The 23,262-nt window shown below is 55.9% G+C and carries 18 protein-coding genes; 14 read left to right on the forward strand and 4 right to left on the reverse strand.

The window, feature by feature from the left end; translation table 11 throughout:
- Positions 1-26: 26 nt before the first annotated feature.
- Positions 27-1,064: a LacI family DNA-binding transcriptional regulator gene (locus tag NST04_RS30395; RefSeq protein WP_445667974.1), complete on the reverse strand. Its 1,038-nt coding sequence runs from the start codon at positions 1,062-1,064 to the stop codon at positions 27-29.
- A gap of 264 nt (positions 1,065-1,328) precedes the next feature.
- Between NST04_RS30395 and NST04_RS30400 the strand changes: the two genes are divergently transcribed.
- The 4 genes from NST04_RS30400 (at position 1,329) to NST04_RS30415 (ending at position 4,739) form a co-directional block, all read left to right on the forward strand.
- Positions 1,329-2,861, forward strand: coding sequence for a DUF5605 domain-containing protein (locus NST04_RS30400; RefSeq protein ID WP_341187565.1), 1,533 nt, complete (start codon positions 1,329-1,331; stop codon positions 2,859-2,861).
- A gap of 1 nt (position 2,862) precedes the next feature.
- On the forward strand, positions 2,863-3,900 hold the full coding sequence (locus tag NST04_RS30405) for a Gfo/Idh/MocA family protein (RefSeq protein ID WP_341187566.1): 1,038 nt from the start codon (positions 2,863-2,865) through the stop codon (positions 3,898-3,900).
- The gene (locus tag NST04_RS30410) at positions 3,878-4,006 is read left to right on the forward strand and encodes a hypothetical protein (protein ID WP_341187567.1); all 129 of its coding nucleotides are present in this window, start codon (positions 3,878-3,880) and stop codon (positions 4,004-4,006) included. The genes NST04_RS30405 and NST04_RS30410 overlap by 23 nt, the downstream gene beginning before the upstream one ends.
- Before the next feature lie 67 nt (positions 4,007-4,073).
- Positions 4,074-4,739: a serine/threonine protein kinase gene (locus tag NST04_RS30415; protein ID WP_341187568.1), complete on the forward strand. Its 666-nt coding sequence runs from the start codon at positions 4,074-4,076 to the stop codon at positions 4,737-4,739.
- 65 nt (positions 4,740-4,804) lie between these two features.
- Here NST04_RS30415 and NST04_RS30420 read toward each other — a convergent pair whose 3' ends face one another.
- Positions 4,805-5,701 (reverse strand): AraC family transcriptional regulator, encoded by an 897-nt coding sequence (locus tag NST04_RS30420; protein WP_341187569.1) that lies wholly within the window; start codon positions 5,699-5,701, stop codon positions 4,805-4,807.
- A gap of 607 nt (positions 5,702-6,308) precedes the next feature.
- Between NST04_RS30420 and NST04_RS30425 the strand changes: the two genes are divergently transcribed.
- From NST04_RS30425 to NST04_RS30440, 4 genes are all read left to right on the forward strand, one after another.
- Positions 6,309-9,821 (forward strand): DUF5107 domain-containing protein, encoded by a 3,513-nt coding sequence (locus tag NST04_RS30425; protein ID WP_341187570.1) that lies wholly within the window; start codon positions 6,309-6,311, stop codon positions 9,819-9,821.
- 21 nt (positions 9,822-9,842) lie between these two features.
- Positions 9,843-11,807, forward strand: a complete 1,965-nt coding sequence (locus NST04_RS30430) for a glycoside hydrolase family 2 protein (RefSeq protein WP_341187571.1) — start codon at positions 9,843-9,845, stop codon at positions 11,805-11,807.
- A gap of 28 nt (positions 11,808-11,835) precedes the next feature.
- On the forward strand, positions 11,836-13,122 hold the full coding sequence (locus NST04_RS30435; protein ID WP_341187572.1) for a cellulase-like family protein: 1,287 nt from the start codon (positions 11,836-11,838) through the stop codon (positions 13,120-13,122).
- Between the two features lie 146 nt (positions 13,123-13,268).
- Positions 13,269-13,664: a DUF488 domain-containing protein gene (locus NST04_RS30440; protein ID WP_341187573.1), complete on the forward strand. Its 396-nt coding sequence runs from the start codon at positions 13,269-13,271 to the stop codon at positions 13,662-13,664.
- 67 nt (positions 13,665-13,731) lie between these two features.
- Here the strand turns inward: NST04_RS30440 and hmpA are convergent, their stop codons facing one another.
- Entirely contained in the window at positions 13,732-14,913 is a 1,182-nt protein-coding gene (gene hmpA, locus NST04_RS30445; RefSeq protein ID WP_341188095.1) for an NO-inducible flavohemoprotein, read from the reverse strand.
- A 163-nt stretch (positions 14,914-15,076) separates the two neighbouring features.
- Between hmpA and NST04_RS30450 the strand changes: the two genes are divergently transcribed.
- Positions 15,077-15,565, forward strand: coding sequence for an RrF2 family transcriptional regulator (locus NST04_RS30450; RefSeq protein WP_341187574.1), 489 nt, complete (start codon positions 15,077-15,079; stop codon positions 15,563-15,565).
- Here the strand turns inward: NST04_RS30450 and NST04_RS30455 are convergent.
- Positions 15,522-15,938, reverse strand: a complete 417-nt coding sequence (locus NST04_RS30455) for a hemerythrin domain-containing protein (RefSeq protein WP_341187575.1) — start codon at positions 15,936-15,938, stop codon at positions 15,522-15,524. The two genes, NST04_RS30450 and NST04_RS30455, sit on opposite strands and share 44 nt — an antisense overlap.
- A 311-nt stretch (positions 15,939-16,249) precedes the next feature.
- Here NST04_RS30455 and NST04_RS30460 point away from each other — a divergent pair, with 311 nt between their 5' ends.
- The 5 genes from NST04_RS30460 to NST04_RS30480 are packed head-to-tail and all read left to right on the forward strand — an operon-like array spanning position 16,250 to position 23,239.
- Positions 16,250-19,924 carry a nitrate reductase subunit alpha gene (locus tag NST04_RS30460; protein WP_341187576.1) on the forward strand — a complete coding sequence of 1,225 codons (3,675 nt, stop codon included), beginning with the start codon at positions 16,250-16,252 and terminating at the stop codon, positions 19,922-19,924.
- Complete coding sequence (gene narH / locus NST04_RS30465; protein ID WP_341187577.1) at positions 19,914-21,485, forward strand: nitrate reductase subunit beta; 1,572 nt, start codon at positions 19,914-19,916, stop codon at positions 21,483-21,485. The genes NST04_RS30460 and narH overlap by 11 nt, the downstream gene beginning before the upstream one ends.
- A complete protein-coding gene (gene narJ / locus NST04_RS30470) occupies positions 21,478-22,044 on the forward strand; it encodes a nitrate reductase molybdenum cofactor assembly chaperone (RefSeq protein WP_341187578.1) in 567 nt (188 codons plus the stop codon). Before narH ends, narJ begins: the two co-directional genes overlap by 8 nt.
- Positions 22,041-22,727: a respiratory nitrate reductase subunit gamma gene (narI, locus tag NST04_RS30475; RefSeq protein ID WP_209875083.1), complete on the forward strand. Its 687-nt coding sequence runs from the start codon at positions 22,041-22,043 to the stop codon at positions 22,725-22,727. Before narJ ends, narI begins: the two co-directional genes overlap by 4 nt.
- A gap of 53 nt (positions 22,728-22,780) precedes the next feature.
- Complete coding sequence (locus NST04_RS30480) at positions 22,781-23,239, forward strand: GAF domain-containing protein (protein ID WP_341187579.1); 459 nt, start codon at positions 22,781-22,783, stop codon at positions 23,237-23,239.
- Positions 23,240-23,262 lie beyond the last annotated feature (23 nt).

A 23,262-nucleotide genomic window follows, 5' to 3' on the forward strand; every position in this document is an offset into this window, starting at 1 on the left:
TGCAAATAGGCTGTGAGTGTAGCTTATTAATCCCCAGAGGGTTCGAGCCGCCGGCAGGAAGCTCTCTCGATAAAGAGGGTGTCGACTTTGACCTTGGTGCTGACTGCGGGCTGCCGGTGAAGAGAAGCGGTGAACAGATCGACTGCCCACGCGGCCATCCGTTCTTTCTCCACATGAACCGTGGTCAGCTCCGGGGCTACAATCTGTGATTCATTGATGTTATCGAAGCCGATGACGGATACATCCTCCGGGACGGAAAAGCCCAGCTCGCCAAGCGCTTTGATCGCGCTGATGGCGATGTAGTCACATTCACAGAAGAAGGCGGTGGGAAAAGGCTGTCCGCTGTCCTTCAATCGCTGCAGCTTGTCCCGTAACGGCGCCTGGGAGGAAAATAAGGTCGGCGGCACCTCCAGCATACTGCTCCGGGGGATCTCCACCTTCGCCTCCGCTATGGCGTCCATGAACCCGCGCTGCCGTTCCCCGAAGTTATGAATCCGCTCCTCGGATGCAATATAGCCGATCCTCCGGTGTCCGTGGCCGGTCAGATAGGTGCCCGCCTGATAAGCCCCCATATAATTATTGATCTCGACAAAATGGACAGGCAGCGCATCGAAGCAGGTATCCAGCACGATGAGGCCGGGCAGCTTGTCTGCGATATCGGCTATTCTGGCCGCATCCAGGCTGGTCCCGAGCAGAATCACGCCGCTGGTGGGCTCCTCCATCACCGCTTGAATGCCCTGCTCATAGTGCTTCTCTTCAATCGCGGAGAACATCAGACTGTAGCCCCCCATCCGGCAGCGTTCCTCAATATGATGAATCAGCTCCCGGAAGAAGGGCTGCTGATAATACTCCTCATGAACGAGTCCGGCATTGGTGAACACCAGGAACCGCAGGGTGGTGGGGTTCGCCTCAGCGGCGGCCGCTCTTCCCCTGCCGGTATATCCATAGGTCTCCGCCAGGCGCAGGATTCGCCCGCGTGTCTCCGGCCCGACCCCCGGCTTCCCGTTCAGCGCCAGCGAGACGGCCCCTTTGGAGACCCCGGCCAGCCGGGCAAGCTCCTCCATATTCAATGACAAGACCTCCATTTCGCATCGTAGCTTAAGTATGTTTAGTGTAAGGGAAGGTGCCGATTTTAGCAATGAAGCGGTTATGAACCGGTTTGTTTAGTTATGTTTAGTTGTAAAAAATAATATTGACGATAATTATAAGGTGATGTAGGATTGCTTTAGAATAGATATAAAGTTGTTTCATCTGATTTGTTTAGTTAATGTTTAGTTCAATGTTGCTAATTGTATATCTGAGGATTCATACAGAAGGGAGCAGGACTTATGGCTAATCCGAAGGAAGCAGGGCAGGCTGAAGCATTTCAGGGGAGGATCTCCATATCGGTGCCGGACCAGACTTCGCAGTGGGGGGTATGTGAAATTGTACTGCAAGGAGGCCCTGCAGGGGGCAATCCGTTTACAGAGGTAGCGCTGCAGGCGGAATTCTCGATGGGAGACCGTTCGGTTCTGGTTCTGGGCTTCTATGATGGAGACGGGGTGTACCGCATCCGCTTCATGCCGGAGCACCAGGGGAAGTGGACGTTCCGGACCAGCAGCAATGCGCCTGCTCTGCATGGACTTGAGGGGGAACTGGAATGCATAGCGGCGGCAGGGGAGAATCATGGCCCGGTCCGGGTGCGGAACACCTTTCATTTTGCCTATGCGGACGGAACGCCCTATCTTCCTGTCGGCACCACCTGCTACGCCTGGACCCACCAGGGGGACGAAATGGAGCGTCAGACACTGGATACGCTGAAAGCGTCTTCTTTTAACAAAATAAGAATGTGCGTGTTCCCGAAATCCTACTCCTATAACGAGAATGAACCGGAGTACTATCCTTATGAAGGCTCGGTCCAGGCAGGCTGGGATTACAGCCGGTTCAACCCGGCATTCTTCCGGCATCTGGAGGAGCGGATTGCAGACCTTGGGGAGCTGGGCGTCGAGGCCGACCTGATTCTGTTCCACCCGTATGACCGCTGGGGCTTCGCAGATATGGGCAAGGAGGCGGATGACCGCTATCTCCGGTACCTTGTAGCCAGACTCTCGGCTTACCGCCATATCTGGTGGTCGCTGGCCAATGAATATGATTTCATGAGCAACAAGCTGCTGGCCGACTGGGAGAGGTACGCGCATATTGTAACGTCTTATGACCCTTACGGGCACCTGATCTCTAATCACAACGGTATAGCCTTCTATGATTTCAACCAGCCCTGGGTTACGCATTGCAGTATTCAGCGTGTGGATGCATACAAGACCTCCGAGAATACGGACGAATGGAGACGGCGCTGGAATAAGCCTGTCGTAATCGATGAATGTGTCTACGAGGGTAATGTCGAGCATGGCTGGGGAAATATTACCGGGGAAGAGATGGTCCGGCGCTTCTGGGAAGGTGCGGTCCGTGGAGGATATGTGGGACATGGGGAAACCTACCTGCACCCGGAGGATAAGCTCTGGTGGGCCAAGGGCGGCCAGCTGTATGGCACGAGTCCTGAGCGGATTGCTTTTCTGCGGCGTGTGCTGGAGGAAGGGCCTTCAGAGGGGCTGAACCCGTTGCCTTCAGATTGGGATCTGCCCAGAGCCGGCGTGGAGAATGAATATTATCTCTACTATTTCGGATTCAACCGGCCGGGCTTCCGCCAATTCACGATGAACCCGGAGTTCCGCTACAAGGTGGAGCTGCTGGATACCTGGAACATGACGGTGGAAGAGCTTACGGGCAGCTATCAGGGAACCTTCAGGGTCGATCTTCCGGGACGGACCTATATGGCGGTGAGAATGACTCGCCTGCACGATGAGTATGACTTGGAGGCTAAATAGGATGTGGAAGATTGGTATAGTGGGCGCCGGGTATTGGTCAGATAAGCATTTGCAGGCATGGCAGCGTATCCCCGGCGTTCAGATTCAAGGCCTGTGCGAACTGGATGCGGTTAAGCTGCACAGTAAGGGGGAGGCATACGGGATTCCCCGGGACATGCTGTACTCCACGCTGGAAGAGATGCTGTCTTCTGCGGAGCTGGATGTAGTGGATATTATTACTGCGCCGGATACCCATCCCGGGCTGGTCGGACTGGCCGCACAGGCCGGGAAGCATATCATGTGCCAAAAGCCTTTTGCCCGTTCTATGGAGGAAGCTTGTGAAATGGTGGAAACGGCGCGTGCTGCGGGCGTCCGGCTGATGGTTACCGAGAACTGGCGCTGGCTGCAGCCGATTCAAGCTATCCGCAAGCTGCTGGATGTGGGAGCGGCAGGACAGCTCCAGACGATCCGCTATATTCACACGGATTATTATTCACCACGGTTTGCCCCGGAGAATGAGCTGCCGCAGCCGTTCTTCCGGGAGATGCCGAGGCTGCTGTTCTATGAGATGGGGGTTCACTGGTATGATACGTGGCGCTTCCTGTTCGGGGAGCCGAAGCGGCTGTATGCGGAGACCCGGAAGGCCAGCCCGTATATTGCCGGGGAGGACGCCGGGCTGATTACCCTCGGCTATGAGGATTATATGGGCCTGATGGATATGAGCTGGGCCACCCGGCAGAATCTGCCGGGCAGGCTCACGCTGCCTGTGCTGCCGGACCATAAGGAACAGCTGATTATTGAAGGCGATCAGGCAACGATCAAGCTGTACAGCAGCGGTACCCTCAGCCTGATCGATAACAGCGGTACCGAGACGGTCGTGTCGGAGAAGAACGGGCTTGATTTTGAAGAGAGCCATTACCGCCTGCAGTCGCATTTCATTGAATGCCTGAACACTGGCGAGGAATTCCAGACGAGCGGCGAAGATAATCTGAAGACACTGGAGCTTGTATTCGGGACCTACCGAAGTGCGGAGGAGCATGAGGTTATTCATTTGGCATAGCGGGCGGTGTCCATTATGGGCGATTGTAACCGATACCCTTGGATATACGAAGAACCGGGGAGCTTTTGTCCGGTTCTTCGCCATGCTTACCGGCAAGATTGGCTGATCGCCGGGGAATAGCGTACACTGGGTGGATAGAGTCATTACTGAACTTAAGCTGCGGGGTGAGAAGGATGGACAAGCTGCTGGAGCAGATCACGGGCGAGTTGCTGGGGCTGGTTAAAATAGAGAGCGTGAATCCGCTGGAGCCGGTGAAGGTCAGTCGTGTACCGAAGCTCTGGAGGGTACTCGGAACCGGAAATTATGCGGCTGTCTTCTGCCGTCAGGGGGCTGAGGCTTACGCAGTGAAGATCTACGCGCCGGGCAGGCCGGGCATTGAGGAAGAAGCAGAGGTGTACCGCCGCCTTGGGCAGCATCCGGCTTTCTCGGAATGCTATTATGCCGGAGCGGATTACCTGGTCCTCAAAAGGCTGGGCGGAGTCACCTTCTACGATGCCATGAAACGGGGCATTCTCATTACCGGACAGGCCATTGAAGACATTGACAACGCGCTTCAGTATGCGAGATCCCGGGGACTGCGCCCGCATGATATCCACGCCAAGAATGTGATGCTCCGGGACGGCCGGGGACTGATTGTAGATGTCTCGGATTTCCTGAAGGATGATGATTGCAGCATGTGGGAGGATTACAAGCGGTTGTATTACCGGTTATACAGGCCGGTGGCCTCCCGCCGGGTATTTCCCGTTCCCCGTCTGATTTTGGAGACAGTCCGCAGAGGGTACCGGTTCTGGCGGCGGCGGAAGCAGGGGCGGACCAGGTTCACTCTTTTCCGGAAATGACAGAGGCTGGTAGATCAAAGCCTGCAGCCTGCGGTACGGATAAGAAAAGCGGCTCCGGTCCGGCTTCACCCCTTCGGAATTCGGCGATAGCTGGAGGGGGAGAACCCCGAAATCTTTTTGAACAGCCTGGAGAAATAATAAGGGTCGTTGATCCCTACGGCAGAGCCGACCTCCTTAATGCTGAGTTCGGTAAGATCGAGCAGATGGCCAGCGCGCTGGATTTTGAGCCGCAGGAAATATTCGATCGGGGAGACCCCGGTCCCGGCGTTGAAGATATAGATCAGATGCTGCTTCGACACGCCGGCATGCTTAGCGAGCTCGGGCAGGGTGAGGGTGCTGCCCAGCCGTCCGTTCATATACTGGATCGCCTGTTCCAGATACGTCTCCCGCTTCTTCTCCTGAGCTGATTTCCCGGTACTGAGGCCTATCCCGGAGAGCAGTTGCCTAACCGTCTGAGCGATGTGCACATGGGTAGCCAGGGCATAAGTTCGCTCAGCCAGCAGCTCATAAGCAGGGACGAACCAGTCGATGAGCCGGGCCTTGCCGCTCGGGGCTAAGGCGAAGGGGGCACCGGACAATCCGAACAGCTTCACCAGCCGGTCGGCATGGCTTCCTTTGAAATGGAACCAGTAAATGCTCCATGGCTTCTCCTGCATGGCCCCGTACCGGTGAGGGGTGTCTGGTGGAATAATGACCATATCCCCCGGTTGCATGATCGTCTGCTCCCCGTGGTTCAGCTCCACCCAGCCCTGCCCCGCTACACACAAGATCAAGATATGCGAGGGGCTGCCTTCCAGGCGTTCCCTGAAATGATGCCGGGCATTCGGGAAGTACCCGATGTCCGTAATGAACAAGGAGGCGGTCAGCTCCTCCTGCTCTAACTCCTTCATCCAGTACTCCGGCAGCACGTACAGCTTCTCCTCCTCGAATCCTTCCGGCTTGCGGATATTACTATCATTCATGCCGCTTCCCCCTCCCGATAGATCGTATATAAACCACACGTTAGAATCTGGCCCAACCAACTAACTAACTTTCCAATCCCTGCCCGCCGACACCAGCGTATTCATCAGAAGGCCTAGAACAGGATAGCCGCTTACAAAGTGAAATTGAGATTTTATGGAGCTGTAGAGGCTGAATAGAGGAAATGCTGAGATGCTGAGAATGTTGCAATGCTGAGATGATGAAAATGTTGCACATTTTGCAATTTTGATTCCCGGATAAGGGAGGGCAGAGTGGATTGTTGCACAAAATGCAGGAATTTCCCCGTTTGGCCGCCGGAAGGAGGACAGATGTTGCTTTTTGTGCAACATTTCCGGTTTATGGCTGAATTCAGGGGCGGAATGTTGCATTATGGGCAGAATTTAGGAAAAGAGCAATCCGATCGCAAAGAGCGGCTGATCCCCCACCCCAACCAGCGGCCGAGAAAGTGTATATTCACTGCAGTGACGCCCGGAATCTAAGCTTGCACAGAATAAGAATATAATCCATCACTTCCCGCATTTCGTCAATTGGAACCTTCCCGGCCAGAGGCTAGAGTAGAACTATCAAGTCAAGGGAGGCAGTGAAGGCATGCAGCATACAGGTAGCGGTAAGATGCCGGAGGCAGGCGGGGGGAACACAGACTTCGCTGGCAATGGGGACAACACGTATAATGCAGGCAACGCGGACAACGCGGACTACGCAGACAGAGCGGATAGAGCGGACCGGGTGCAGGTACGGGAGGCCAGTGTGATTATACCAACCTATGAAGCAGGCGCCGCTGATCCAAATCCTATGTTTCTGGAGAAAAGAGTCTATCAGGGAAGCTCCGGGCGTGTATACCCGCATCCCGTGATTGAGAGCATCTCGGATGTGAAGCAGGATAAGGCGTACAAGCTGATTATTCTGGAGAATGAATATCTGCGGATAGAGATCATGCCGGAGCTTGGAGGGCGGATCTACCGGGCGCTGGACAAGACGAATAACTATGATTTTGTCTATTATAACCGAGTGATCAAGCCCGCGCTGGTCGGTCTTGCGGGTCCCTGGATCTCCGGGGGCATTGAGTTCAACTGGCCGCAGCATCACCGCCCGAATACATTCGGACCCGTAGAATATAAGCTTGAGACTGCTGCGGATGGAAGCGCTATCCTTTGGGTGAGCGAGATTGACCGGATGTACGGGACGAAGGTTACGGCTGCATTCAGACTCTACCCCGGCGCCGCTTATCTGGAGGTCAATGCCCAGTGCTATAACAGGACACCGCAGGCGCAGACCTTCCTCTGGTGGGCCAATCCGGCGGTTGCGGTTAATGATCAGACGCAGTCTGTTTTTCCGCCTGATGTTACAGCCGTCTTCGACCATGGAAAAAGGGATGTATCGCGCTTCCCTATTGCGACCGGCACCTACTACAAACAGGATTATTCGGAAGGCGTAGACATCTCCCGCTATAAGAATATTCCGGTTCCGACCTCCTACATGGCCTACAAGTCCGATTATAATTTCGTCGGCGGATATGATCACGGTGCCCAGGCCGGGCTGCTGCATGTGGCTAATCATCATATCTCACCGGGGAAGAAGCAATGGACCTGGGGGAACGGGGAGTTCGGGCAGGCCTGGGACCGCCAGCTGACCGATGAAGACGGACCTTATATTGAACTTATGACGGGCGTATACACCGATAATCAGCCTGACTTCACCTGGCTGCAGCCGTATGAGGAGAAGAGCTTCACCCAGTATTTCATGCCGTATAAGGGCATCGGTCTGGTGAAAAATGCCTCGGTAGACGCTGCGGTCAATCTGGAGGTTGATGCGGCATTGGCTCAGGCGGTGGTGAAAGTATATGTTACTTCACGGTTTGAACAGGCTATTATCCGGTTGAGCGGAGCCGGTGGTGATTATCTGCAGGAGACCGCAGATTTGTCCCCGGTAGAGGCCATAGAGCTTACAGTCATACTGCATCGCGGAGAAGAGGAGCATGACCTCAAGCTGACAGTCCAAAGTGCAGAGGGCAGGCTGCTGGTCGCCTATCAGCCGAAGCGGCCGGAGATCGGGCGCATCCCCGAGGCGGCGAAGCCGCTGGCAGCGCCGGAAGAACTGCGTTCAGCAGAGGAGCTGTATCTGGCCGGTCTGCATCTGGAGCAGTACCGGCATGCCACCTTTGAGCCGGAGGCTTATTATCTGGAGGGGCTTAAGCGGGACAGCGGGGATATCCGGCTGAATGTGGCGTATGGAACGCTGCTGCTCCGCCGCGGGCAATATGCCCAGAGTGAGCCCTTGTTCCGCCGCGCCATTGAACGTCTGACCTCACGTAATCCTAACCCGTATGACAGCGAAGCTTACTATCAGCTGGGGGTTGCCCTGCGCGGCCAGAACCGCCTGGATGAGGCTTTTGCCGCCTATTACAAGGCGGTATGGTCGGCAGCCTGGCAGGATGCAGGGTATTACTCACTAGCTCAGATTGCCTGCCAGCAGGGCCGGTATGCCGAGGCATTGGAGCTGGCGGAGCGTTCGCTGATCCGCAATGCGCGTAACTATAAGGCGAGGAACCTGAGGTCTGCTCTCCTGCGCAGACTTGATCGGCCGCAGCAGGCGAGAGAATTCGCCAGTGAGACTGTGCAGCTTGATCCTGCTGATTTTGGCGCATATAACGAGCTGGTCCTGACTCTTGCAGCACTGGAGGACCCTGCTGCGGCAGAAGAGGCGCTGACGGAATTGGAGCGGCTTATGCGTGGTGGCGCACACAACTACCTTAATCTTATGGCGGATTATATGGACTGCGGACTCTATGCGGAAGCTCTTGCCGTAGGGCAGAGGGCAGTCAAACGCGGAGCATCCGAAACTGACACCGACACCGACACCGACACCGAATCCGTCTACCCAATGCTGTATTATGCCCTTGGCGAAATCTATGAGCGTATAGGACAAGTCGGGCAAGCACGGGAGGCCCGCCGCAAGGGGCAAGCGGCCCGCCCGCTGCACTGCTTCCCGAACACCCTGTCCGAGCTTGAATGGCTGTTAAGCGCCGTCCGGGCGAACCCCATGGATGATAAGGCCCACTACTATCTGGGCAATCTCTATTATGACAAGAAGCGGCCGGAGGAAGCGGCGGCGAGCTGGGAGCGTTCACGTGAACTGAGAGGGGATTTCGCCATCGTTCACCGCAATCTGGCGCTGGCTTATTACAACAAGCAGAACAATCCTGAGGCGGCGCTCGCTTCATTGGAGCAGGCCTTCGCCTGTGCGCCGCAGGATGCGCGGATACTGTATGAGCTGGATCAGCTGCGTAAGAAGCTTGCGTGGTCTGCCGGGGAACGACTGGGTCATCTAGAGGCACATCGCAATCTGGTAGAGCAGCGGGATGATCTGTATATCGAATATGTTACTTTGCTTAACCAGCTTGAGCACTATGACGAAGCAATTAGGGAAATAAGCTCGCGTACCTTCCATCCATGGGAGGGCGGGGAGGGAAAGGTGACCGGGCAATACCAATTCGCCCACAGCGGTCTTGGCAGACAGGCGCTGGAGAGCGGGCAGTATGAAGCGGCACTGGAGCATTTCCGGCTGGCGCTGGCCTATCCGCATAATTTGGGCGAGGGCAGGCTGGAGGGAGCGCAGGAGAATAATATCTATTATAACCTTGGCCGGGTATATGAAGGACTTCAGCAGGAACAAGAGGCTGCCTGCTGCTACAGAACGGCTTCACAAGGTCTGTCGGAGCCAGTAAGCACGGTGTTCTACAATGACCAGCCGCCGGAGATGATTTTCTACCAGGGACTGGCTTGGCTGAGGCTTCAGGAGCCGAAGGAAGCAAAACGGCGCTTCAACCGATTGATCGATTATGCCGAGCGGCATCTCTTTGACGATATCAAGCTGGACTATTTCGCCGTATCGCTGCCGGATTTCCTGGTGTTCGAGGATGACCTCAACCGGCGTAATGTCATCCATTGCCGCTACATGCGGGGACTCGGGCTTCTCGGGCTGGGCCGGTATGAAGCAGCGGCAGCGGAGCTTGATACAGCGCTGGCCCTGGACCCTAATCATCAGGGGGCCGGGGTTCACAGACGGATGGCCGGCAGTGCACTGAACCGGGGACAACTCTAAGCAGAAGGAGGACAACAGAGTATGCATACAACAGGACGGCATAATTTAAGTCTGGACGAAGACTGGTGTTTTCAGGCGGATACAGCAGGTATAGGGGAGCATGAGGAATGGCAGATTACAGGCTTGCCAGCCCCAAGGAAGGTTGCGGTTCCGCATACCTGGAATGTGGAGGAAGGTCTGGAGGAGCACCGGGGAGCCGGGTGGTATGAGTATAGCATCAGTATTCCTGAGGCGTGGAGCGGCAGCCGGTTCCGCCTGCATTTTGAAGCCGTCTACCGTGATGCGGTGATCTGGGTCAACGGCCAGAGGGCCGGTTCGCATGTCAACTCAGGGTATACTGCCTTTGAGCTGGAGGTAACCGCGCATATTCTGCATGGCAAGGAGAACCGGATTACGGTAAAAGCGGATAATTCCCCGTCCGCTCAGGCGCTCCCGCAAGGCCGCAGCTTCGACTGGGCTGATGATGGAGGGATCATCCGGCCTGTCCAGCTTATTGTAACCGGCCCGGCCGCAGTCCAGCATATCCGCGTCACCCCGGAAGTCCGGTTTGGACCAGCGGGCCTGCAGGCATCCGGCCGGTTGCTGGCAGAAGTGCAGCTATGCGGACCCTCTGCTTCAGCGACTGTAGAGACGTTGATACTCAAGGAGGGGACAAGGATTTGGGGGGATCTCCAGCCTTTGCCTCCGCAATCCGAGACCTGGCAGCTTGCCGGGATGGAGTGGCTCCCGGTGGACTTATGGCATTTCGATCATCCGCAGCTCTATCAGCTTAAGCTCACCATCCGTGAAGGCGGGCAGCTTCATGATAAGGTAACCGTGAACTTCGGGTTCCGTGAGATTGTGGTCCGAGGGCAGGAGCTATGGCTGAACCGCGAGCCTGTCCGCCTGATGGGCGCGGAATGGATGCCGGGTTCTAACCCCGCGGTTGGCATGGCCGAGAAGCGGGAGGATCTCAGCGCGATGCTGGAGCGGCTGAAAGAGGCGAACGCTGTGATCACGCGCTTCCACTGGCAGCAGGGGAATGAGCTGCTGGACTGGTGTGACCGCAACGGAATCCTTGTGCAGGAGGAAATCCCGCATTGGCAGCAGCCGGGGGAACCGGATCAGCAGACGTTCGCGGCAGCCTTGTCCCAGGCGAAGGAAATGATCTGCGGCCATTCCCATCATCCGTGTATCTTCGCCTGGGGGATGGGCAATGAGCTGAATGGACAGTCGGAGACCACCCTCCGGTACATGGAACAGCTGAAGCAGGAGATCCATACGCTGGATTCACAGCGCCTGATTAACTATGTGAGCAACACGGTGCACCTGCAGCCGCGTAGTGATGCTACGGGAGCCGGGGACCTGCTGATGTGGAATGACTATATCGGAACCTGGCACGGCGGGCTGGATGAGGATGAGGTCATCCGGCAAATGCTGGCCGATTATCCGGATAAGCCGGTGGTAGTGGCTGAATATGGCCTTTGCGAACCGGTGTACGAAGGCGGAGACCCTAGAAGAACAGAAATCCTTATGCACAAAACAGAGCTTTACCGTAAGTATCCCCAATTTGCTGCCCTGATCTTTTTTAGTCTGAATGATTACCGTACGCAAATGGGAGAAGACGGGCAGGGAAGATGGAAGCAGCGGGTTCATGGTTCGGTGGATGTGCATAACCGGGTGAAGCCCTCTTTTGCCGCCTTGCGTGAGATTTCTTCACCGCTCCTGCTGTCAGAGTCCCCTTGCTGGAACGGAAGAGAGCTTGTAGTAACCCTGAAGTGCCGGAAGGATATTCCCAGCTATGCCGTACAGGGCTATTATGTAACAGTGTCTGCGGATAGTGTAGAAGGGGTGATACAGGTGATTCCTGATATGCAGCCGGGAGAGCTCCGCACCCTGAACCTTACGCTGACTGCTGCTCCTGCGCCGGGACTAACGCTAACCGTCTGCCGTCCGAACGGCTTCAGCGTGCTGGAGCTGGAATTGAGCCAGTACTCGACCCGGTAATTCAACCTAATCCTAAGGAGTGAAAAAAATGGATACAGTGCTGAGCAGGCTGCCGCGCAAGCTTACCCTAACCATGTGGGATTTCTCCTGGTATACGATGACCTTACCGGGCGAGCCCTATCATGATCTGGCGGCAAGATGTAAGGAAGCGGCGGACAGAGGGTACAACACCATCCGGATCTGTGCTATGCCGTTCCTGTTGTTCACGGAGGAAGGCAAACGCCCCGGACCGCTGCACTTCGGCAGTCTGGGGGAAGTGGGCCAGCGTACCCGCTGGTACAACTGCCGTGGAGGTGCCGTGCTGGACGGGCATGCGCATCTGCTGGAGCTGTTCAGACAGGCCAAGGCGCACGGACTCTACATTATGCTGTCTTCCTGGGAGTATCAGCAGAGCCCCAGCTTCCTGGCCTATCCCGCGCTGCGGGATGAGCTGGCTGCAATTGCTCCCGCAGAGCGGTTCATGGCCCTGGCCCGGTCGATGAACCAGCTCATCCGGTTCATCAAGGCGGAAGGCTTCGCCGGTCAGATTGTCTATGCCGAGCTGCACAATGAAGTGGAGTTCGGGCAGCTTACGGCCGTGGGTGTCGAACAGGGCATCGGTGAAGCGGATACGCCGAGATTGGTGGAGGCCATGCAGCCTTATATTGAGGAAGCAGTGGGTTATCTCCGGGAACAGCATCCCGATGTTCTGATCACGGCCAGCTATACGCTGAACGAGGTTTATCCGAAGGCCTATGTTGCCCGCAATCTGCAGGTAGCCCACTATCATCTCTATCTCAAAGGCGTGCTGAATGAGCTTATGGACGCTGCAGGGTTGAATGATGATGAGGTGCCTTTTCCGAATGCCTTTGTCCGGTCTATGCTGAGGGAAGAGGCCCCGCCTTTTGGGGAATGGACCCTGCCCGCAGGGCAGGAGTGGCGGATGGAGGGCAATCCGGTCGGGATGAAGCTGATCTATCTGCATGACTGGGCCGACCCTGATCTATGGGATCTCTATCTGTATGACCGCTACGGAGCCCACAAGCTGGCGATGCTGCAAAAAGCGGACATGCGCCTGGAAGAAGCGCAGGAATGGGCTGCACATTCCGGCCTGCCGGTGGTAATCGGCGAAGGCTATGTCGGCTATACCCCGCTGCTTGCAGGCTTCGAGGAGGGGCCGGTCGGGAAGTTCATTGCCGAGTATGCGCTGCGTAAGGGGATGGCCCTGGGCTTCTGGGGCATGACGCTGTGCTCCAACTGTGCGCCGCATCATCCGTTCTGGCAGGATGTGGCTTGGCAACAGCGGTGGAACCGGTACATTCTTGAAGCGGAGTAGAGGAGTGGCAGAGTCAGTGTGCCGGACTGACAGACCGCCAGAATATCAGCATGTCATGCCGCATCTCTCTAGGACGACAGCCGTTGGAGGTAGAGTTGGCTCCGTGGTATATTGGGTGTAATAGTGGTGAGCAGGAGGGATGCAGCATGGGAGAGTCATCCGGCGGCAAGGGCGCTGATGCTCCGTACGCTATTGGTCTGAAGCGGATCTATGAGCCTTCGGACCCCGGGGACGGCTACCGGATTCTGGTGGACCGGCTGTGGGCGCGCGGAGTGACGAAGCAGCAGGCGGCCATTGACGAGTGGATGAAGGATATCGCTCCAAGCCCGGCGCTGCGCCGGTGGTTCGGCCACCTGCCGGAGCGGTTCACGGCATTCAAGGAACGGTATACCAGGGAGCTGGAGGAGAACCCGGCATGCGCAGGGCTTGCGGAATCGATCCGGGAGCGGGCGCTTGAACAGAAGGTCACGCTGGTCTATGCGGCGAAGAACCCTGTCCATAACCATGCGAAGGTACTCTATGAATGGCTGATCTCACGTTGAAAAAAACGGGCTTCCTCCGAACCGGTAACGGTTCGGCAGGCGGCCCGTGTGCTTTTTGCTGAACAATCTACGCGTTGCTGAGCTGCAGTGCCGGTCCGAAGAACTCATAATGAATCTGAGCCTCGGTCATTCCCAGCTTCCGCAGTTCGCCAATCATGGCTTCCATAAAAGGAACGGGCCCGCACACGTAAGCTTCACCGGTAACATCTACATAGCTCTTCAGAATTTCGCCTGTAATCACGCCATCCGGCCCGCCGGAGAAGAAGGTTCTGGTCTTGACGTTGCTCAGCGCCGCCGCATGCTTCTCAATATCCTTCCCGAAGGCAGCGAGCGATTCGTTTCGTGCAGAGTGGAGGAAGACAACCGGCCGGTCCGGTGTTACATTAGCCACAGTCTCAAGCATGCTCATCATGGGGGTGATGCCTACGCCGCCCGAGATGAACGCTACAGGGGTGGTTCGGGAAGTATCCAGCAGGAACTCACCGGCAGGTGCGCTCACCTCAACAGTATCGCCCTCATTTACCCCGTTATGAAGATAGACAGACACTACGCCATTCGGGTCATTCGTCTCCTCGCGTTTCACTGAAATGCGGAATTCATCCCGCTTCGGCGCTTGGGATAGGCTGTACTGGCGGATCATGGTGTACTGCTCTCCAGGGATCAGCACGCGGACAGAGATGTATTGGCCCGGTTTATAGTCTGGTACATTCGAGCCATCGGCCGGCTTCAAGTAGAAGGAGGTAATGCTGCCGCTCTCCTGAACCTTACGAACTATGGTAAAAGGTTTGAAGAAGTTCCAGCCGTTGTCCTGCTCCCGCGCTTCCTTGTACATGCTGTCTTCTACGCCGATGAATGCATCGGCAATGACGCCGTAGGCCGCTTCCCAGGCAGTGAGGATCTCATCGGTAGCTGCATCGCCCAGCACTTCCTTGATCGCTTTCAGCAGAAATTCACCGACAATCGGGTAATGCTCCGGCTTGATGCCGAGACTGACATGCTTGTGGGCGATCTGAATCACCGCCGGGAGTATATTCTCAAGGTTGTCTATATGGACAGCCGCTGCATAGACCGCATTAGCCAGTGCCGCCTGCTGGCGGCCTTGCGCCTGGTTGGCGTGGTTGAACACATTCAGTAGTTCCGGGTGGGCCTCGAACAGATTTTTGTAGAACACCGTTGTAATGGTAGTGCCGTGTTCCGCCAGGACGGGCGCGGTGGATTTGACAATGTCACGAGCTTGCTTTGATAAAATATCAATCATCCCCTCTCCATATAGTACAAAATTAATATATACGGTTTTGAAGATAAAAGATATATTTAAAATACCACTTTAACAAATTGGACAAAAAATATGATAAACTTTGTAATAAATATCACTTACATTTAGCTGAGTTAAAATAGAACGGAGCATGACTATGAGGCTGACGTTATACACCGATTATTCCCTGCGAATCCTCATGTATCTGGGAGCCAAGCAGCGGGAGGAGTTAACAACAATACAGGATATCTCCAGTGCCTACGGCATCTCCAAGAATCATCTGATGAAGGTCTCCCATGAACTCGGCAAGGCAGGCTATATTGAAACGGTCAGGGGGCGCGGGGGAGGAATCAGGCTTGCGCTTGCGCCGGAGAAGATCAATATCGGGGAGGTCGTGCGCCGGATGGAGGATGATTTCTATCTCGTGGAATGCTTCAACCCTTCAGGCGGCAGCTGTCCGATCTCTCCGGTGTGTAGACTGAAGGGCGTGCTGGGCAAGGCCCTGCACGCCTATCTTAAGGTGCTGGATGAGTATACGCTCGAGGATCTGCTGATGAATCGAGATGATCTGCGTGCCATTTTGCAGGAGATCAGCAGTAATGCTACTCCCCGAACAGCAGACGCTCTTCATCCCGGCTATGAATAGCGTTCACCACCAGCAGGGCGTGGAACTGGTGCAGCACCTCTGAGGTGAGGCCGTCTTCGGCGAGCATGCTTTTGACATCCTGCACGATGATCCGCAGCAGCTCATGATCCCGCTTCAGCCGGGTAACGGCTTCTTCAAGGGCGGGATTCTTCGCAATCATCTCCTGATAGAAGCCGTCTTCTTCCGCATCGGCATGGCTGAGAATCCGTGTCTCCCAGTACTCAATCAAGTGGTCAGCCGCCTGGCGGGCCACCTCCACTTCCTTAAGCGCCAGCAATTCTTCCACCTCTTCTGTCTTGGCTACAGCGCCGGAGAGCCCGCCCTGATGTATGGCGTGATGGGCATGCAGTTGGCGTAGTGAGGGTCCTGACATCTTCTTCATCCTCCCGTATTATAACTATCTCAGACGTATCTACTGGTCAGTATAGCATATAGTATTGGCATGGAATTCCCGCTAGGAACTTCCCCCGGAGAGAAAGAGGGAAGTCCCTAATGGATCTCCCCGCCCGGCACAGCAGCGCAGAATCAGAGCTTTTCTCCTCAGGGGGGAAGGCTTTTTTGCTGCGGGATGAAGTCGAGGGAATTCCCGAGGTTCAATAGGTGTTTCCCTAATGGGAAGCGCAGCCGGGTAGATCCATAATGAGATTAATTGAATAGATTCGTACAAAGGAGTGTTCTGGACAGATGAAGAAGAAATTCGGCCTTAACTTTTTTAAGCCGGTAGAGAGCTATTCCGGGAACTGGTCCATTCTTGAAGAGAAAAATAGAGATTGGGAGAACATGTACCGCCAGCGCTGGTCTCACGATAAAGTAGTCCGCACCACCCATGGCGTGAACTGTACAGGCTCCTGCAGCTGGAAGGTGTTCGTGAAGAACGGGATTATCACCTGGGAGAACCAGCAGATCGATTACCCGTCCTGCGGACCGGATATGCCGGAGTTCGAGCCGCGCGGCTGTCCGCGCGGAGCTACCTTCTCCTGGTATGAATACAGCCCGCTGCGCGTGAAGTATCCGTATATCAGAGGGAAGCTGTGGCGGCTGTGGCAGACGGCGCTCCAGGAGCATGACAATTATGTCGATGCCTGGGCCAGTATCGTGGAAGATCCCGAGAAGGCCAGCCTGTATAAGAAGGCACGCGGCAAGGGCGGCCATGTCCGGGTTGCCTGGGACGACGCACTGCGGCTGATCGCGGCACAACTGATCTATACGATCCGCAAATACGGTCCTGACCGGATCGCCGGGTTCACCCCGATTCCGGCCATGTCGATGGTCAGCTATGCTTCAGGAGCACGGTTCATCTCACTGCTGGGCGGCCAGATGCTGAGCTTCTATGACTGGTATGCCGATCTGCCTCCGGCTTCGCCGCAGATCTGGGGCGAGCAGACGGATGTCCCGGAATCCTCGGACTGGTACAATGCCGGGTACCTGATGATGTGGGGCTCGAACGTGCCGCTGACCCGCACGCCGGATGCCCACTTCATGACTGAAGTGCGCTACAAAGGCACGAAGGTTGTATCGGTTGCGCCGGATCTCGCCGAGAACGTGAAGTTCGCCGACAATTGGCTGGCTCCGAACCCCGGCTCGGATGCAGCCCTTGCCCAGGCGATGACGCATGTTATCTTGCAGGAATTCTACCAGGAGCGCCAGGAGCCGATGTTCCTGAATTATGCGAAGCAATATACGGATATGCCGTTCCTGATTCTGCTTGATCCGCATGAGGACAGCCTGAAGGGCGGACGCTTCCTGCGGGCCAGTGATCTGGGTGATGCTTCTCCGCACTCAGACTGGAAGCCGGTGATCTTCGATGAAGCCACAGGCGAGATGATCGTGCCGAACGGGACGATGGGACAGCGCTGGGAGGAAGGCAAGAAGTGGAACCTGATTCTGGAGCGGGAGGACGGCAGCAAGGTAGAGCCGGCCCTGACCATCGAAGGGCACGGGGAAGAATGGACAGAGATTGTATTCCCTTACTTCGACAATGCCGGTAATGGCACCTTCAGCCGGATCATTCCGGCCCGGAAGATGAAGCTTGCGGACGGCACAGAACGTTATGTTGCCACTGTATATGACCTGATGATGAGTCAAAATGGCATTAAGCGCAGAGACAGTCTGCTGAACGCTAAGGGGTATGAGGATGAATTGTCCCATTACACTCCGGCCTGGCAAGAGAAGATTACTACAGTCAAAGCAAGCGTGGTTGTGCAGATTGCCCGCGAGTTCGCCCAGAACTCCATTGAGACCGGAGGACGCTCCATGATTATCATGGGCGCAGGCATCAACCACTGGTTCAACAGCGATACCATCTACCGTTCGATTCTGAATCTGGTGGTGCTGACCGCTTCCCAGGGCGTCAACGGCGGCGGCTGGGCGCATTATGTCGGCCAGGAGAAATGCCGTCCGATTGAAGGCTGGTCCACGGTTGCCTTTGCCAAGGACTGGCAGGGTCCAGCGCGGCAGCAGAATGCAACCTCCTTCTTCTATTTTGCCACCGAGCAGTGGCGGTATGAGGAGAGCGGCACCGATTCGCTGAAATCGCCGACCGGCGGGGATGTTGCTTACCAGCACCCGGCAGATTACAACGTACTGGCTGCGCGTCTTGGCTGGCTGCCGTCCTTCCCGCAATTCAACAAGAACAGCCTGTTGTTCGCCGAGGAAGCGGCGCAGCAAGGCAAGAAGACGAATGCGGAGATTATCAGCCATGCCGTTGAAGAGATTACTTCACGGAAGACGCGGTTTGCTGTGGAAGATCCCGGCGCACCGGAGAACTTCCCGCGCTCGCTGTTCATCTGGCGCTCGAACCTGATCTCAAGCTCCGCCAAGGGACAGGAATACTTCATGAAGCATTTGCTCGGCGCATCGGACGGTCTGCTGGCCGAGCCGAATGAGGAGCAAAAGCCGGAAGAGATCGTCTGGCGGGAGGATGTGGAAGGCAAGCTCGATCTGATGGTGGCGCTGGATTTCCGGATGACCACTACGCCGCTGTATGCCGATGTGGTCCTGCCTGCCGCAACCTGGTATGAGAAAACAGATCTGTCGTCCACCGACATGCATCCGTTCGTCCATCCGTTCAATCCGGCCGTGAATCCGCTGTGGGAGTCCCGTTCGGACTGGGATATCTACCGCCAGCTCTCGGAGGTATTCTCCGAGATGGCGAAATCGCAGCTGCCCGGCGTCTATAAGGATGTAGTGATGTCCCCTCTGGGCCATGACTCCATCAGCGAAATCTCACAGCCGATGGGTCTGGTCAAGGATTGGACCAAGGGCGAAGTGCCGGCCATTCCGGGTAAAACCATGCCGAACTTCACCATTGTCGAGCGGGATTACACGCAGATTCATCATAAATACAGCTCGCTTGGACCGAATCTGGCGACCGGCAAAACAGGCGCACACGGCGTCAGCTTCTCGGTTGCCGAAGAGTACGAAGAGCTGAAGAAGATCAGCGGCGTGCATTACGATGAAACGATCCGGAACGGACTGCCGAAGCTGCAGACGGCCCGCCAGGCAGCGGATGCGATTCTGCATCTGTCTTCCGCCACCAATGGCCGTGTCTCCCAGAAGGCTTATGAATCAGCCGAGAAGGATCACGGGGTCGAGCTGCGGGATATCTCAGCAGACCGGGCCGCCGAGAAAATTACGTTCCAGAGCATTACTGCTCAGCCGCGTGAGGTCATTCCGACACCGGTATTCAGCGGCTCGAACAAGCAAGGCCGCCGGTATTCACCGTTCACTACGAATATTGAACGTCTCGTTCCGTTCCGTACCCTGACCGGACGCCAGCATTTCTATATTGACCATGAGATCTTCCAGCAGTTCGGCGAAGCGTTGCCGGTCTATAAGCCGACCCTGCCGCCAATGGTCTTCGGACCCCGGGACAAGGAAGTGAAGGGCGGGATGGATGCACTGGTGCTGAGATACCTGACGCCGCACGGCAAGTGGAATATCCACTCGACCTACCAGGATAACCAGCACATGCTGACTCTGTTCCGGGGCGGTCCGACGGTATGGATCAATAACGAGGATGCGGCGGCTCATGACATAGCGGACAACGACTGGCTTGAGGTCTATAACCGGAACGGTGTGGTAACTGCACGCGCCGTAGTCAGCCACCGGATGCCGAGAGGCACCATGTTCATGTACCACGCCCAGGATAAGCATATTCAAGTGCCGGGCTCCGAGATTACGGATACGCGCGGCGGAAGCCACAATGCGCCAACCCGGATTCATCTCAAGCCCACCCAGATGGTCGGCGGGTATGCACAGCTCAGCTACGGCTTCAACTACTACGGTCCGATCGGCAACCAGCGTGATGTCTACGTAGCCGTTCGCAAAATGAAGGAGGTCAACTGGCTTGAAAATTAAAGCGCAAGTGGCAATGGTAATGAATCTGGATAAATGCATCGGCTGCCACACCTGCAGCGTGACCTGTAAGACAACGTGGACGAACCGCAAGGGTGCGGAATATATGTGGTTCAACAATGTGGAGACGAAGCCGGGCATCGGCTATCCGAAGCGCTGGGAAGACCAGGAGCTGTACAAGGGCGGCTGGCAGCTGCGCAAGGGGAAGCTTGAGCTGAAATCCGGGAACAAGCTGTCCAAGATCGCGCTCGGCAAAATCTTCTACAACCCCGATATGCCGGAAATGAAGGATTATTACGAGCCGTGGACATACAACTATGAGCATCTGACCAACGCCGGGGAGCAGGAGCATTCCCCGGTAGCACGGGCCCACTCTGCTGTCACCGGCGAGAAGATGGATCTGGAATGGGGACCGAACTGGGAGGATGATCTGGCAGGTGCGCATGTGACCGGCCCGCTGGACCCGAACATTCAGAAGATCGAAGAAGAGATTAAGTTCAACTTCGAGAAATCCTTCATGATCTATTTGCCTCGTCTGTGCGAACATTGCTTGAACCCGAGCTGCGTGGCTTCCTGTCCATCTGGAGCGATGTACAAGCGGGATGAGGACGGTATTGTGCTGGTGGACCAGGAGGCTTGCCGTGGCTGGAGATACTGCATGACCGGCTGTCCGTACAAGAAGGTGTACTTCAACTGGCAGACGAACAAGGCGGAGAAATGCACGTTCTGCTTCCCGCGTGTGGAGGCAGGCCTGCCAACGGTCTGCTCCGAGACCTGTACGGGCCGTATCCGTTATCTGGGTGTGCTGCTGTATGACGCAGACAAGGTTCTGGAAGCAGCGTCTACCCCGGATGAACAGGACCTGTACAAGGCGCAATGCGATCTGTTCCTGAATCCGCATGATCCAGAGGTTAGAGCCCAGGCAAGACGGGATGGCATCTCCGAGGATTGGCTGGAGGCTGCCCAGAACTCACCGGTCTACAAGCTGGCCATTGAGCATAAGCTGGCCTTCCCGCTGCACCCGGAATACCGGACGCTGCCGATGGTATGGTATGTACCGCCGCTTAGCCCGATCATGAACTACTTTGAGGGCAAGGATTCACTCAAGAATCCCGATATGATCTTTCCGGCCATCGAAGAGATGCGTACGCCTATTCAATATCTGGCGAATATGCTGACGGCTGGCGATACGGAGACTGTGAAGGAAGCCCTGCAGCGGATGGCGATGATGCGCTCTTACATGCGCGCCCAGTCGACCGGTCAGGAATTCGATCTTAGCCGTCTGGACCGTGTCGGCATGACGGCGCAGCAGACCGAGGAGATGTACCGCCTGCTGGCGATTGCCAAATATGAGGACCGCTTCGTGATCCCGACCTCCCACAAGGAGCAGCACATGAACCCTTACCGCGCGCAAGGCGCGGCTGGCTATGGCAGCGACATGGGCGGCTCGGGCTTCGGCTCCGGCTGTGACGGCTGCGGACCGGCCAGTCCTTCCGGCGACACCATGAAGACCGGCAAGGAGATGTATGAAGAGAATTTCTACGGGGGGATCTGGCGTGATTGATCTGAACAAACTGCATCAATACAAGGAGTCCTTCGGTTATTTCGCCTTGCAGCTTATGTACCCGGAGAAGCTGGATTTCCATCCGGCTTTTCTGGAAGAGGCGTTTGACCCTGCTCACCCGGGATATGCCCACGTGCAGACATACTGGAAGCACATGCAGAGCTTCAGCCTGGAAGAGATTCAGGAGAACTATGCGGCTACGTTTGATTTTCAGAAGGACTGTGCGCTCTATATGACCTATTTCAAGTTCGAAGATGCCAAGGAACGCGGGCAAATGCTCGCCAAACTGAAGCTGCTGTACGAAATGTTCGGCCTTGAAATGCCGGAGAGCGAGCTGCCCGATTACTTGCCGCTGATGTGCGAATTCATCTATGCCGCGCAGTGGCTGGATGTCCCTGGTGCGCCGGAGAACTTCAAGATGCTGATGGCGATTCTGGAGGATGGTACGTATCATCTGGTGAAGGCGCTGGAGCAGCGGGAGAGTCCATATTATCACCTGGTTAAAGGGTTGCGGGAAACCTTCAAAGCTTGTGCGGAACAGGAGGCCCTAAGTCAATGAATATGATGGGTCAGTTTTTATGGGTTATTTTCCCTTATATGTGTATGGTGGTGTTTATAGGCGGTCATATCGCCCGCTACCGCAAGGATCAATTCAACTGGACAGCCAAATCCAGCGAATTCATTGAGAAAAAACAGCTGAAATTCGGCAGCATTCTGTTCCACCTCGGCATCATGCCGGTCATTCTGGGCCATATCGGCGGTCTAGCTGTTCCCAAGTCCTGGCTGGAGGCGGTTGGTGTCAGCGATCATATGTACCATATCGGTGCTGTATACATCGGGGGAATCTTCGGTGCGGCCACCCTGGCAGGGATGCTGATTCTGACCTCACGGCGCTTCACGCTTAAGAACGTCCGCCGGCTCAGCAGCGCCTCCGATCTGATCGTTAACTCGCTCCTGCTGTTCATTGTGTTCATGGGAATGTACTCCACGATTGTCACGAATGCGGTACAGCCTGAGTTCGACTACCGGGATACGATTTCGGTGTGGTTCCGCGGCTTGTTCATGTTCCGCCCGGACCCGTCGCTGATGAGCGGAGTGCCGTTCTCCTTCAAGCTGCACATCCTGTCAGGGTTCGCGATCTTTGCCTTCTGGCCGTTCACCCGGCTGGTTCACGTATGGAGTGTTCCGTTGAATTATGTAGGCAGAAGTTATATCCTATACAGAAGAAATAAATCAAATTAACGGAAGAGAGCAGCGTGGACTTCTTTCCCTGTTCGATCCGAGGAGAGAAAGCGATGATGAATAAGGTGGATTACCAGACGCGGCTGGACCAGATCCGCGCGGCGCTGGGATATGACTTCATGTCGCTGGCGTTCGCCGAACCGGCGGAGTATGACTATGCGATCCGCTGGAAATACGCTTCAGGCAATATCAGTGACCGCTACAAACGGATTGTGCTGCAATCCGGCAGAGGGATTGCCGGCATCGTGTTCAAGACCGGCAAGCCGTTCCTGATCCCTTCGGTGAAGCTCATGGTGAAGCCCGACAGCCTGTTCAATTACCCTATCACCAAGATGGAGAATCTGAACAGCATCGGGGCGGTGCCGATGTGGAATGATGCCCGCGTGGAAGGCGTGCTTCTGGGCGGCTTCAGAGGGGACCGGCAGGTGACTGCTGAGATGCTGCGTGACCTGGAGGCGACAGCTCGGGGCGGTATTGGAGACTTGAACGGGAAGGAATTGTTGCTCAGTTGAGGAACCCCGCTACGGATTTGCGC

The sequence above is a fragment of the Paenibacillus sp. FSL H7-0756 genome (assembly GCF_038006765.1).
Taxonomy (GTDB): domain Bacteria; phylum Bacillota; class Bacilli; order Paenibacillales; family Paenibacillaceae; genus Paenibacillus_AQ.